This is a genomic window from Streptomyces albidoflavus (assembly GCF_000719955.1).
Classification (GTDB): Bacteria; Actinomycetota; Actinomycetes; order Streptomycetales; family Streptomycetaceae; genus Streptomyces; species Streptomyces albidoflavus.
Genome location: NZ_JOII01000035.1, coordinates 39,033 through 52,155, shown reverse-complemented (window position 1 = coordinate 52,155; position 13,123 = coordinate 39,033). Strand labels below are relative to the sequence as shown.

Below are 13,123 nucleotides of genomic sequence, written 5' to 3'. Positions count from 1 at the left end.
GGGGAGGGGTGGTGTGCGACGGGGTCGGGGTGGGTGTCGGTGTGGGAGTGGGCGTCTCCGTCGGCGACGGGCTCGGCGTCGGCGTCTCCGTGGGGCTCGGCGTAGGCGTCGGCGTCTCGGTGGGGCTCGGTGTGGGCGTAGGCGTAGGCGTAGGCGTAGGTGTCGGCGTCGGGCTCGGGCTCGGGCCCGTGAAGGTGTTGGTGACCGTCACGACGGCGGACTGGCCCGTGCGGACCGGGAAGGGCCGGCCGAGGGTGACGGGCACGGGGTCCCCGCCGTCCACCGACAGCTGCGCCGTCGTGGTGACCGTCGCGTCCTCGGCGGCCCCGTCGGCCGGCTCGGTGACCGTGCACGTCGTGTCGGCGTTGAAGGCGCGGCGGGGGAGCGCGGCCTCCGTCTGCCCGGGGGCGATCTCCCAGGTCTCCTCGGTGCCGTCCGCGCACTCCAGCTCGACCCGGGCGGCGTCCGGGCGCAGCTCCTGGTCCCCGCTGGTCGTCTTGACCACGTCGAGGGTCCCGGCCGGCACGTAGACGTTGGTGAAGCGGCAGGTGGGCGTGGGGTTCTCGGGGGTGAGACGAAGCTCCACGCTGGTGGAACCCGGCGTCATGTCCCCCGTTTCGGCTCCCTCGCACTCCACCCCGGTCGCCTGCCACCTGCCCTCGGCGGTGTCGGGCGGCAGGAACTCCTGAACCGTGTACCGCATCGCGTCGTCGACCTCCAGCCCGGTCGCGAGCGGACCCGCGGCACCGTCCTCGCGGACGGCGGGCGTCGCGGTGTCCTGCTCCGTGGTGACCGCGGTGCCCCGGTACTCCGTGTCACCGTCGGCCGGGCCCCGCGTCGCCGGGTGCGGCACCACCGCGTACCCGAAGGTGCCGGTGGCTCCCTCGGTGGTCTTCTCGACGCTGATGGCGCCGCCCGGGGTGAAGGTGTCGGTCAGCAGGCACTGCGGGTTCTCCCCGCCCGTCACCTCGTGCGAGGCGCGCCAGCTGTCACCCGCGTCGACGACCGGCACGTCCTGGCCGTCGCAGACCGCGCTGGTCAGCTCCCAGGTGCCGCGCCCGTCGGGAGCGGGCTTCCGCTCCACCGCGGTGTACGTACCGACCGGCGTGTCCTGCGACCCGACCACCTGCACCGGAACGCCCTCTTCGGTGGTCGTGGTGGGTCCCGGCTCGGCCGGCGGCGCCCCTGGCGGAGTCTCCAGCCCGATGTCGAAGGTGCCCGTGGAACCGAGCGTCTGCTTGGCCAGGACCCCCGGCCCGCCGGTGCGCCGGTTGGTGTACGTACAGGTCACCGTCTCGCCCTCGACGAGGCCCACCCGCACCTCACCGGCGGAGTCGGTGCGGATCTGGCTCGACCCGGCGCCGCCCGAGGCCGAGACCGCCGCGCACACGATGGGGTTCTCCCGCTCCCAGCCGCTTCCCGGCGGCACGTACTCCTTGAACACCCACGGGTTCGTGTCGATGTCCGACTCGCCGCGGATGAAGCTCTGCGAGGCGTCCTGGCCGGAGCGGGCGGAGAGGACGAAGTCGTTGACCCCATCGTTGTTGGTGTCGGCGTACGACAGGTTGCCGTCGTAGCGGAAGTCGCCCTGGCCGGCGCCGTCGATGTGCTTGACGACGCGGATGGTGCCCGCGCCCGGCGGCGGGGTGACCGCGTAGTAGTAGCAGAAGACGTGACGGGCGCCGGAGGGGAAGGTGACCCGTTCGACGTTGTCGCCGTTGAGGGAGTCCTGCGCGCAGCGCAACGCGCCGAAGCCGTACTGCTGCTGCTTGCCGTTGAGCGGCGCGCCGGGCGTGCCGCCCTGCACGGAGAGCCGGTTGGCGGCCAGCGCCTGCTGCTCGGCGGCGGTCAGCTCGACGGTGACGGCGCCCTGGAGCGTACGGCCGGTCGGCTCGCCCTGCGCGTCCAGCTCCGGCGTCCCGGCGCCCGTGGTGATGTCCTGGCGGATCGGGCCGGTGACCGTGGAGAGGTTCTCCGTCGCCGGCGTCCGGCCGGTGTAGCCCGTACCGGTGGAGAACGTCCAGTCCGTCAGCGGCTCGCACGGCGGCAGCGGGGTGCCCGCCGCCTCCTTCTGAGCCGAGACCGCCTCGGAGGAGCTGTAGTTGGAGTCCGGCCCCAGGTCCCGCAGGGACTCCTGGATGTTGTTACGGGCCTTGTTGGCCATGATGTCCGAGTACTGCGGGCAGTCCCGCGCCACGTACGTGATCGACAGCGGCCGGTCCGCGGCCACCGCCACCGGCTGCGCCGCCGCCCCGCCCGCGGGCCCGCCCGCCGGCACCGCCAGCAGCACGGCCGCCGCCACCCCCCACCACCGCGCCGCCCCGCGCCGCCCTCTTTGCCCGGCCCGCTCACGGACGGCCACCACACTCCTCACACGCACCCGTACGCCTCCACTCGACTCGCCCGTCCGGCTCTCGTCGGCCCATCGCACACGGCCCCACCCGGGCAGCCCGCCACCCCGGCGGCAAGTCGTCAGAAATTCATACGAGTGCGGGAAACCTCCCTCCCCACCATCCGGCCCAACACCCCGTCACCCCGTCACCCCACCAACGACGGGGGCAGCCCGCCCTCCGGCACGTACACACGCTCCTCCGGCAGCAGCTCCCACGCCCCCGCTTCGTCCCCGGCCTGCACCCGCTCCTGCACGGCGTGCGCCAGCCCCGTCACATCGACGACGGAAACCAGCCACTCCTCCGCGTACCGCCGCACCGCCTCCCCGCTCAGCCCGAGCTGCAACGCCCGCCAGGGCAACGGCCGCAGCCGCCAGTCCCGCTCGGGATCCCACTGCACCCGGGCAGGCGCACCACGCAGCGCCTCCCGCCAGCCGTCGCGACCGGTATGGACACCCGGGTGATACGCCGAGAGACAGGCGTGCCCCAGCGCCCAGTCGAACCCCGCCCGGCTGATCTCGACGGCCAGCACCCGCTCCTGACCCTCCTTCCGGGACCAGCCCGAGCGATACATCATCCAGAGGAACGACGGCTTGATCCACGTCATCCGGTCCCGCTTCCAGGCCGCCGGGAAGCGCTGGTCCCGGGCGGCGGGGAGGGCTATGGACGGGGGGTACGCCTGGTAGACGGTGACGGTGGTGGGGGTTTGGCGGGCGCGGATCTGGTGGGTGGGGCGGGGGAGGTTGGTCGGGTTGGTCAGGTTGGTCATGGGGAGAGGGTGCGGGGGCGGGGGGTGGGGTGGCCAGTGGATTTCGGGGTGGGGGGTTCGGGGATGGGCTTCAGTTCTCGGTGGTCCCCGCCGCAGCCGTTCTCACGCACCCCGCCCCCCCCGCCCACCAAGCCCCCAACTCCCTTAACACCACTGCCACTCCACTCTCCGAACGCCCATACTGACCCCCAGCCCATCCCACACCCACCCAACCCCCAGGGGGACCCCACCCATGTCCCGCCCCTCCCTCCAGGACCTCATCCGTCGGCGCAGGCAAGGTGCCTTCGTCGGGCGGGAGCAGGAGATCGAGCTGTTCGCGCGGAATCTGGACGGGGCGCCCTCCGATCCCACGCACCGGTTTCTCTTCCACGTGCACGGGGTCGGTGGGGTCGGGAAGTCGACGCTGGTGCGGGAGTGGGAGCGGCTGGCGGTCGGGCGGGGGGCGCTCACGGCGTACGTGGACGACTCGGTGCACAGCGTGCCCGAGGTGATGGCGGTGGTCGCGGAGCAGTTCGCCCGGCAGGGGCGGCCGTTGAAGGCGCTGGAGAAGCGGCTGGAGGCGCATCGGCGCAGGGTGCACGAGGCGTTGGCGGCGAGCGGGGCCGACGCGGGCGGCGGGGAGGGGGACGGGGCCTCGGTGGTCAGTTCCGCGGCGGTACGGGCGGGGCTGGTGGGGGCCGGGATGCTGCCGGTGGTGGGGGCGTTCGCGCCGGTGGTGGACGGGGAGCGGCTGGCGCGCGGGGCGGACCGGTTCGCGGCCTCGCTCAGCGCGCGGTTCCGGGACCAGGACGATGTGCGGCTGGTGCTCGACCCGTTGCCGGCGCTGAGCCCGGTCTTCCTCGCCGAGCTGGGGCGGGTGGCCGAGGAGGTGCCGTGGACCGCCCTGTTCTTCGACACGTACGAGAACACCGCGCCGTTCCTCGACGCGTGGCTGCGCGACCTGACCACCACCGACCGGTACGGCGAGGCGCCGGGCAATCTGGTGCTGACCCTCGCCGGGCGGAACCGGCCCGACCCCGTGCTCTGGGGCGACCATCCCGACCTCGCCGCCCACCTGGCCCTCGAACCGCTCACCGAGAACGAGACGGGACGCCTGCTCGACGCGCGGGGCATCCGTGACGAGGACGCCCGGCGCGCCGTCTGGGAGGGGTCGGCCGGGCTGCCCGTGCTGGTCACGACCCTGGCCGACCATCCGGGCGACACCGTCCTCGCGGGCGCCACCGCCGTCGACCGCTTCCTCGGCCGCGACGCCCCGCCCGAGCAGCGCGAGGCGGCCCTCGCCTGCGCCCTGCCGCGCACCCTCGACGAGGACGTCTGCGCCGCCGCCACCGAGGAACCCGGCGACCCCGCCGCCCTCTTCGCGCACCTGACCGCCCTGCCGTTCGTCTCCGGCCGCGAGGGCGCCCCGCGCTACCACGACGTGGTCCGCGCCCCCATGCTCCACCTGCGCCGCACCACCGCCCCCGCCCGCTGGCGCGCCGCCCACCTGCGCCTCGCCGCGCTCCACGAACGGCGGTACGAGGAACTGGCGGGCGGCGCGCCGGCGGGCGGGGCCGGCGGGCGCGACGAGGCCGACCCGGCCCGGCTCCACGCCCGCCTGGAGGCCGCCTACCACCGGCTCTGCGCCCACCCCGCCACCGCCCTGCCGGAGCTGCTGGCCGAGGGCGCCACGGCCGCCCGTCTCGGCGCCGCCCCCGCCCGCCGCTGGGCCCGCACCCTCGCCGACGCGGGCCGCGACAACGGCGACGCGGCGACCCGGGGCTGGGGCGCGGACTGCCTCGCCGTCCTGGACGAGGACGACGGGCCCAAGGGCCGGGCCCGCCTCGCCGGGCTGCTGGTCGACCGGCCGGGCCTCGGCGAACAGGCCCGCGCCGAGGCGCTGCACGCGCGGGCGGCGCTGCACCGCGAGGCCGGGGCGCTCGCCAAGGCCCTCGCCGACTACGACCGGCTCGACGCCCTGCGTCCGGGCGACTGGCGGACCGCCATGGAACGCGCCGTCGCCCACCGCCAGACCGGCGCCTACGCGGCGGCCCTCGCCCACCTCGACGAGGCCGAGACCCGCCTCGCCGCCGCCGAGGCGGAACCCGACACGCCTTCGCTCGCCCGGCTGACCCGCGAACGCGGGGAGACCCGCCGCCACCTCGGCCAGTTCGAGGAGGCCGTCACCCTGCTCGGCCAGGCCCTCGGCCTCGCCCCCGGCGACCCGGGCACCCTCGTCTCGCGCGCCTCCGCGCACCTCTCCCTCGGCCTGCCCGAGGCGGCCGTCGCCGACCTCGACCAGGCGCTCGGTGCCCGCCCCGGCCACTTCTGGGCGCTCCTCAAGCGGGCCCGCGCCCACGACTCCCTGGGCGACCGCGAAGCCGCCCTCGCCGACCTCGCCCGCGCCGCCGAACTCGCCCAGGACCCGGCCGTCGTCATCGGCGAACGCGCCGAGATCCACCGCAGGGCGGGCGAGCACACCGCCGCCGTCGCCGCCTTCGGCGACGCCATCGCCGCCGACCCCGGCTACCTCTGGGCGTACGGGGGCCGCGCCATGGCCCACCACGCCCTCGGCGACACCGAAGCCGCCGTCGCCGACCTCCGCCACGCCCTGAGCGGCAAGCCCGACTACCTCTGGGCCCGGCTGCGGCTGGCCGAGATCCACCACGAACAGGGCGCGTGCGAGGCGGAGTTCGCGGAGTACGACGAGGCGGTCGCGGCCACCGGGGGCCGGCTGGCGCGGCCGTACGTCCTGCGGGCCCAGGCCCGTGCCGCCCACGGGGAGTCCGAGCGCGCGCTCCAGGACTTCGACCGGGCGCTGCGGATCGAGCCGGACGACGAGCGGGTCCGGGAGCTGGCCGAGGAGTGGGCCCGCGCGTACGAGGCCGCGAGTGAGGGGGAGCAGACCGCCCCGGCGCCGGAGACCCCGGACGCCACCTCCTGGGGGCGCAGCGACAGCTCCTGGGGCCACGGGGGGACCAGCGCGGGCTGGTGAACCGGCCCAGCCCCCGGCACCCCAGACCCACCCCCACCCCCTCAAACCCCGCCACCAGGACGACCGTTCACATACCGCTTTCGCCCCCGTCCGCTCACCTCCGGTCAATTACAGTGCGGGACGAGGCGTAAGCGGAACGGTAGGACGGTGGACGGGAGGGATGCCGTGGGCACGGCTGTCGGGACCGTCTGGGGGCGGGCGGAGCAGCAGGACTTCCGGAGCCGGGTGCGCGGGACGCTGCTCGGCGCGGCGCTCGGCGACGCCCTCGGGGCGCCGCTCGCCGGGCTCGGCGCCGCGGCGGTACGGGAGGCCTGCGGCGACGAGGGTCCGGCCGGGCCCGGGGAGGCGTACGGGCGGCGGGGGGCCGTCACCGCTCACACGCAGCTCAGCCTCTTCACCGTGGACGGCCTGATCCGCGCCCAGGTACGCCGCGACACCGGAGCCTGGCACCCGCCGACCGACGTCCACCTCGCCTACCGGCGCTGGGCCGCCACCCAGTCCGACTGGGGCCCCGACGAACGGCGTACCGGTGACGGCTGGCTGGCGCGGCAGGAGTGGCTGTACAGCAGGCGCGGGCCGGAGCGCAGCTGCCTCTCCGGGTTCGGGGACCGGGGGATGGGCACTCTGGAGGCCGTACGGAATCCGGGGGAGCGCGGGCCGGGGGCGCTGACCCGGTCGGCGCCGTTCGGGCTGCTGGTCGGCTGGGACCCGGGGCTCGTCCTCCAACTGGCCCTGGAGTGCGCCGCGCAGAGCCACGGGCACCCGGCGGCCCGGCTCGCGGCCGGGGCGTACGCCCTGCTGGTGCACGGCGCGGCCCGCGGCGAACCCCTGGAGACCGCGACCGGCCGGGTGCTGGCCCTCGCCGCCGAACAGCCCGGCGGCGAGGAGGTCGGCGAGGCGCTGCGCGCCGCCGTCCACGGGGTGCGCCAGGGGCCGCCCGACCCCGCCTTGGTCGAGGAGCTGGCCGGGGGCGGCGGGGCCGAAGGGGTCCTCGCGGCCGCCCTGTACGCGGCCCTGGTCTGCGAGGACGTCTCCCAGGGGCTGCGGCTCGCGGTGCGCCACGGCGGGCCCTCGCCGGCGGTCGGGGCGGTCTGCGGCGGGCTGCTCGGCGCGCTGCACGGCGAGACGGCGCTGCCGCCGGCCTGGCTGGCCGAGCTGGAGGGACGGGCCACCGTGCTGGAGCTGGCCGACGACTTCGCGCTGGAGATGACCCACGGCGCCGCCCTGCACGGGCCCGAGGGCGCCTCGCCCGGCTGGCTCACCCGGTACCCGCGGGCGTGACGGGCGCGGGGTTCCGGGCCGGGGCAGGGGAAAGCCCCCTCGGCCGGGACGGCGATCCAGTCGAGAGGGCCGTAGGTGCCGCACGTGGGCGGCCGGGTCACACGAGGTCGAAGTTCCCCCGGCCGACCCCGGCGACGAAGGCGTTCCAGGAGTTCGCGGCGAAGCCGATCGCCGGTCCCTGGACGACCTTCGAGTCACGCACGGCGATGGACGCCACGACGGGGGACTTCACCTCGACGCAGGCGCCGTTCCCGGTGGAGTAGGAGGACTTGGTCCAGTCGGTGGTCGCACCCTGGTGAATAGCCATGATTGCTCCGGTTCAGGCGGTGGATGTGCAGTTCCGCCGGCCGAGTGGCCGGGGAGTGTCACCGGTCCCGATGACGTCGTTGACGCTACTCGCCGACATCGTCCGGAGCAGAAGCCAGTCACCCGACTGAAGGCAATTTACCCGGTTCACCGCCGGGAGAGGTGAAGGAACGTGTATCGTCCGTGCGCACACTTCGCGGGTACGCGCATTTGAGCGAAACCGCGGAATAAACCCTGGTTTCTGCCGACAGGGTAATTCAGGCCACTGGGAAGAGCCGCCCCGGCACCCGTTCCCGCCTGCGGCGACACCCGCGAACACGCCGACGCCGCCCGGCAGATGCGTACCTGCCGGACGGCGTGCGGTAAACGGTTCGGGAAACGGCCGAGAAAGTGGCGGGGGCGAGCGGAGTTCGCGGTCAGCCGCCGTGCTCGCGGGCCATCTTCGCGATGTAGTCGCGCGAGTCTTCCGGGTTCAGTGCCTGTGCCCGCAGATGTTCGTACATGACGCTGTACTTCTGCACGTCGTTCGACTTCTCCAGGTACAGATCGCTGGTGACGCCTTCGATGTAGACGACGCTGGAATCGGTCGAGTCCGGGAACTCCAGAATCGCGTATTGGCCGTTGAGTCCGGGATGGGCGCCGGTCGAGAACGGAATGACCTGGACGGTCACGTGCGGCAGCTCCGACATCTGCACGAGATGTTCCAGCTGCTCCTTCATGACCTCCGGCGTGCCCACCGCCCGGTGCAGCGCCGCCTCGTCCATCACCGTCCACAGCCGCAGCGGGTTCTCCGGCGAGGAGACCCGGTCCTGGCGGCGCATCCGCACCTGGACGCGCTTCTCCGCGTCGGCCGGGCTGATCTCCGGGATGGCACCCCGGATCAGCGCCTCCGCGTACGGCCGGGTCTGGAGCAGACCCGGTACGACCTGCGGGTCGTAAGCGCGCAGCGAGGCCGCGTCGGTCTCCAGCCCGATGTAGACGCTGTAGGGGATGTCGCCGAAACTGTGCCACCAGCCCTGCTGGCGCGAGTCCTTGGCCATCTGCATCAGCGAGTCGACGATGCGGTGGTCCTCGACCTCGTAGACGCCGCAGAGGTCACGTACGTCACGCTGGCTGATCGAGCGGCGGCCGTTCTCCAGGCGGCTGATCTTCGACTGCGAGACCAGGAGGCGTTCGGCGACCTGCTCGGCGGTCATGCCCTTGAGCTCGCGGAGCCTGCGCAGCTCCTGACCCAGGCGGCGGCGCCTGACGGTGGGGTTGACACTGGACGCCACGGATACGTGCACCTCCGGCTGCGGGCCCTGCGGGGCAGGGCCTGGCGGGTTCTGCTTATCTGCTGTTCAGCAGAGTGCCACCAACGGCCCGGCCAGCGCTGGGAAATGGCCGATGCCGTATCCGTACGGTGGCCCAGCGTGTCCGTCCGGCCCCCGGCCGGTATGCTCCGGCCCCCTCGCGCGCACGGCCGCGCGGGGTGACGGTCGGAGGCGTCGTCCGGACGTCCTCCCGCCACCCCGCGCGGCCACCTCGCGGCTCCCGGACCGGTTCAGGGGCCGCCGCCCGACCGGGTCGGGCGGCGGCGTGGCGGTACGGCGCACTGGGGTCCTGCTCTTCGGTTGTGGTGCTCGGTGCGCTGTCGCTCTCAGTGGGCCGCGGCGCGGGCCATCGTCGAGCGGTGAGGCTGGACCGGGGCGTGGTGCCCGGGGCCGGCCGCCGGTTCCGGGGTGCGTGGCCCGTGGGCCGGGCGCACCGCCGGAGCACCCCCGCGGCGTGGCGGGGTCGCCGCGCCGTTCTGGACGTCCATCACGGCGTGCGCCACGAGTCCGCCCATCGGGTCGTGCCTGATGAGGTCCCGGAGGCGGGAGCGCGAGGAGCGCCCCTCGTTCCCCGGGTACAGGTGCTTGCCGAGACCGACCGCGTGGGCCAGTGCGGCGAGCGCCGCGGTCCGCGGGTCCGGCGGGACGCCGGTGCGGATCGCGTTGTCCAGCCGGGCTCTGATCTCCCGGCTGACCGCCGACTCCGTCGCCTGGTAGCGCGTCGTCGGCAGCACCCCGCACATCTGGCCCTCGACGGCATGCACCATGCCGCACCGTTCCAGATGCGAGAGATAGGTCTGGCGCAGCCCCAGCCGGGGCCCGCCGATCCAGTGCACGGCCCGCACCGGCGCGCCGCGTCTGCGCAGCAGCTCCAGTGCGGAGTCCAGTGTCGGATCTCCGGTCGGCCGTGGTACGACCACGGCGATACGATCCCCGTCCGGGGCTATACGTCCGGCCAGCGCCAGCTCCACTAGCTGTGCTCCGGCCAGACCGAGGTCGAGCGACTGCGGCTGCGCTGTGGTACCCGTGGCCGGGTCCAGAGCGAGCAGCAGAAGCTCCTCCGGAATCGTTCTGCGGCTCCTGCCCATCCATGCCTCCCCGCGTGGATGAGTGACAGGGTGACCCCTCTCACATTGGTCTGTCGAGAGCACGTGGGCGCTATGTACGGGAACCAGTAGGTATGTCGTTCTCGTCTGGCAAGAGGGCCCGTGGGTCACACAGGACACTGGTACATGGTTCGGACACGACGTCGTCCGGCACGACGGACGGCTTATCGAGGAGGCATCGGTGGCGGGCGAGATCCCCGACAGGTCGGAGCAGAAGAAGGCGGCGGGGGAGCCCGAGGCCCCGGCCACCGACGCTCCGGACCCGGCCACGGACGACCGTGACCCCCGGATCGCGGTCGCCCGCGAGACCCCGGACCCCGTCGACCACGCCACGACTGTCCTGAGGACGGACGAGGGGCGCGATGGTGGCGGCGGCGGCGATGATGACGGTGACGCGGAGGGCAAGGGCGAGGGCGTGAAGCCCGCCGACGCCGACGCCGACGCCGGCGCCGCGGGGGAGGCTCGCGACGCCGAGGCCGGCACCGAGTCCGACTCCGGTGCGGAGGGCGCCGGTACGGCCGGGGAGGCGGGCGGCTCCGCGAAGGGTGAGGACGCCGACGGCGAGGCCGGCGGTTCCGCCGAGAAGGACGTGGCGGGTGACGAGGTTGCCGACGACGCCGCCGACGCCGTATCCGGGAAGAGCGGCACCGAGGCCGGTACCGACGGGCGGCTGCGGGACGCCGTCGCCGCCTGGGTGGCCACCGACGACGCCGACGAAGCTGAAGAAGCCAACGAAAAGGGCAAGTCGGGCAAGGTGGAGGCGGATTCCGTCGATGCCGACGCTGGCGAGGCCGCTGGTGAGGGCGAGGAAGAGGCTGAAGGCGCTTCAGAGGCGCCCGAGGAGCCCGTACGGGGTACGGATGGCCCCAAGGTGCCTGCGGCGCGTGAGGCGGGCGACAGCGAGCCCGAGCGTGAGTCTGAGCGCGAGTCCGAGCGCGATGCGGAAGCGGACGGTTCGGACGATGACGGGGTCGACGAGGACGACGCGCCGAAGCCTGACGGGGCCGCTGCCGCCGGTGACAAGCCTGCCGAGGCGGAGGCCGATGGGGAGGAGTCCTCGGCGACGGCGGGCGGGGAGTCGGACGGTGCGGGCGAATCCGGCGTAAAGAAGGATGTCGCGGACGGCGGGGTGCCCGCGCAGGGCGGGAAGCCGGCGGGCGGGGCGGAGAAGGCCGACGGCGGGGACGAGGAGGCGGCGGACGGGGAGGACGCCGCTGTCGTGTCCACCGGGGTGAAGCTCCGGAAGGTCGGCAAGCGGGAGGGCGTCGACCAGCCGACCGCCGTGTTCCGGGCGCCGAAGTCCGGGCCCGAGGTCGACCAGCCGACGACCATGCTGAAGGTCGGCGAGACCAAGGCCGAGGACGAGGACGGGAAGGACGGGAAGGACGAGAAGGCCGAGAAGGGCGGGAAGGCCGGTAAGGGCGCCGTCGGGGGTGAGTCGGAGGCCGAGCGGACCAGCAAGTTCGTGCCGTTGCGCGGGCTGGACGGGCCGGCGGCGGTCAAGCCGAAGCCCGCCGAGGCGAAGCCGGCGGAGGCCGGGGAGGAGGCGCCGCAGGCCAAGGCCGCCGTGCCGGCGCCCGCCGCGCCCGCCGACGAGACGGCCGCGCTGCCCGCCGCCGAGCGCACCACCCAGCAGCCGCTGCCGCCGCTGGACCTGCTCGCCGAGCTGACCAACACCCCGCCGCCGCCGGAGACGCCGCTGCGCACCGCCGTGCGCCGGGTGAAGATCTGGACGCCGCTGGTCATCCTGCTGCTCATCGTCTTCGCGGTGGTCCAGTCGGTGCGGCCGCTGCCCGAGGGCACGCTGGCGCTGACCGCCGAGGAGACGTACACCTTCCAGGGCGAGGAGCCGGCCATGCCGTGGCCGACCGAGGGCCAGGCGACGGTCACCGTCGACGGCATCGGTTCGCTCGGTTCGTACGGCGAGCAGAAGCCGATCCCGATCGGCTCGGTCGCCAAGGTCATGACGGCGTACACGATCCTGCGCGAGCACCCGGTCAAGAAGGGCACCGAGGGCGAGCGGCTCACCATCGACGCCAAGGCCCAGCGGGACTACGAGAACGCCGGGCAGGAGTCGACCGTCAAGGTCACCGAGGGCCAGAAGATCTCCGTCAAGGAGGCCATCGAGGCGATCATGCTGCCCTCCGCCAACAACATCGCCCGCCAGCTGGCCCGTTGGGACAGCGACGGCGACGAGGCGGCCTTCGTCGAGAAGATGAACAAGTACGCCGCCGAGCTGGGCATGGAGAACACCACCTACACCGACCCCAGCGGCCTCAAGGAGACCACCGTCTCCTCCGCCGAGGACCAGGTGAAGCTCGGCAAGGCCGTCATGGAGTTCGAGACCTTCAGCTCGGTCGTGCGGCTGCCGAACTACGAGTCCACCACCTCGGGCCAGCGGGAGAAGAACTACAACTTCCTCGTCCCGATGTACGGCGTCGTCGGCATCAAGACCGGCTCCACCACCAAGGCCGGCGGCAACCTGCTCTTCGCCGCCGAGAAGGTGGTCGACGGCGAGAAGCAGCTGATCATCGGCGCCGTCTTCGGCCAGCACGCGCCGCCCATCCTGGACACCGCCACCGCCCGCTCCAAGGACCTGATCCTGCGCACCCAGGAGCTGCTCACCTCCAAGCCGGTGGTGAGGAAGGGCGACGTCGTCGGCCACGTCGACGACGGGCTCGGCTCGACCACGCCGGTCGTCGCCACCAAGGACGTTCCGGCCGTCGGCTGGCCCGGCCTCACCGTGAAGCTGGCCCTGGACGACGGCGGCAAGGCCCTGCCGCACGAGGCGAAGGCCGGGACCAAGGTCGGCGTGCTCAGCGTCGGCGACGGCACCGGGGACGCCGTCGAGGTGCCCGTCGCCCTCCAGAGCGACCTGGCCGAACCCTCCTTCGGCGCCAAGCTCCAGCGCATCGGCTGAGCCCGGCCGCAGGACCCGCTCCGGCGGCGTTGCCCCACCCGGGGAGCGCCGCCGGAGCCGTGTT

Annotated in this window: 8 protein-coding genes; 3 read left to right on the top strand and 5 right to left on the bottom strand. The window is 73.9% G+C overall.

What is annotated here, in order from left to right:
* Positions 1-2,302 (bottom strand): hypothetical protein (locus IF45_RS33640; RefSeq protein WP_051720740.1); only part of this gene is annotated, 2,302 nt, incomplete at its 3' end.
* A 236-nt stretch (positions 2,303-2,538) separates the two neighbouring features.
* Positions 2,539-3,159, bottom strand: coding sequence for a DUF4291 domain-containing protein (locus tag IF45_RS0126525; RefSeq protein ID WP_030309967.1), 621 nt, complete (start codon positions 3,157-3,159; stop codon positions 2,539-2,541).
* A 232-nt stretch (positions 3,160-3,391) separates the two neighbouring features.
* Between IF45_RS0126525 and IF45_RS0126520 the strand changes: the two genes are divergently transcribed.
* Both IF45_RS0126520 and IF45_RS0126515 read left to right on the top strand, forming a co-directional pair.
* Positions 3,392-6,133 carry an ATP-binding protein gene (locus IF45_RS0126520; protein WP_030309965.1) on the top strand — a complete coding sequence of 914 codons (2,742 nt, stop codon included), beginning with the start codon at positions 3,392-3,394 and terminating at the stop codon, positions 6,131-6,133.
* 165 nt (positions 6,134-6,298) lie between these two features.
* The gene (locus tag IF45_RS0126515) at positions 6,299-7,414 is read left to right on the top strand and encodes an ADP-ribosylglycohydrolase family protein (protein ID WP_030309964.1); all 1,116 of its coding nucleotides are present in this window, start codon (positions 6,299-6,301) and stop codon (positions 7,412-7,414) included.
* 97 nt (positions 7,415-7,511) lie between these two features.
* On the opposite strand, the gene IF45_RS0126510 is transcribed toward IF45_RS0126515, so the two are convergent.
* From IF45_RS0126510 to IF45_RS31620, 3 genes are all read right to left on the bottom strand, one after another.
* On the bottom strand, positions 7,512-7,721 hold the full coding sequence (locus IF45_RS0126510) for a DUF397 domain-containing protein (RefSeq protein ID WP_003950139.1): 210 nt from the start codon (positions 7,719-7,721) through the stop codon (positions 7,512-7,514).
* A gap of 415 nt (positions 7,722-8,136) precedes the next feature.
* The gene (locus tag IF45_RS0126505) at positions 8,137-8,994 is read right to left on the bottom strand and encodes a helix-turn-helix domain-containing protein (RefSeq protein ID WP_008404305.1); all 858 of its coding nucleotides are present in this window, start codon (positions 8,992-8,994) and stop codon (positions 8,137-8,139) included.
* Between the two features lie 365 nt (positions 8,995-9,359).
* Positions 9,360-10,121, bottom strand: a complete 762-nt coding sequence (locus IF45_RS31620; protein ID WP_008404303.1) for a GOLPH3/VPS74 family protein — start codon at positions 10,119-10,121, stop codon at positions 9,360-9,362.
* Between the two features lie 199 nt (positions 10,122-10,320).
* On the opposite strand from IF45_RS31620, the gene IF45_RS0126495 reads away from it, so the two are divergent.
* Positions 10,321-13,059, top strand: a complete 2,739-nt coding sequence (locus IF45_RS0126495; RefSeq protein WP_030309961.1) for a serine hydrolase — start codon at positions 10,321-10,323, stop codon at positions 13,057-13,059.
* Positions 13,060-13,123: the final 64 nt, after the last annotated feature.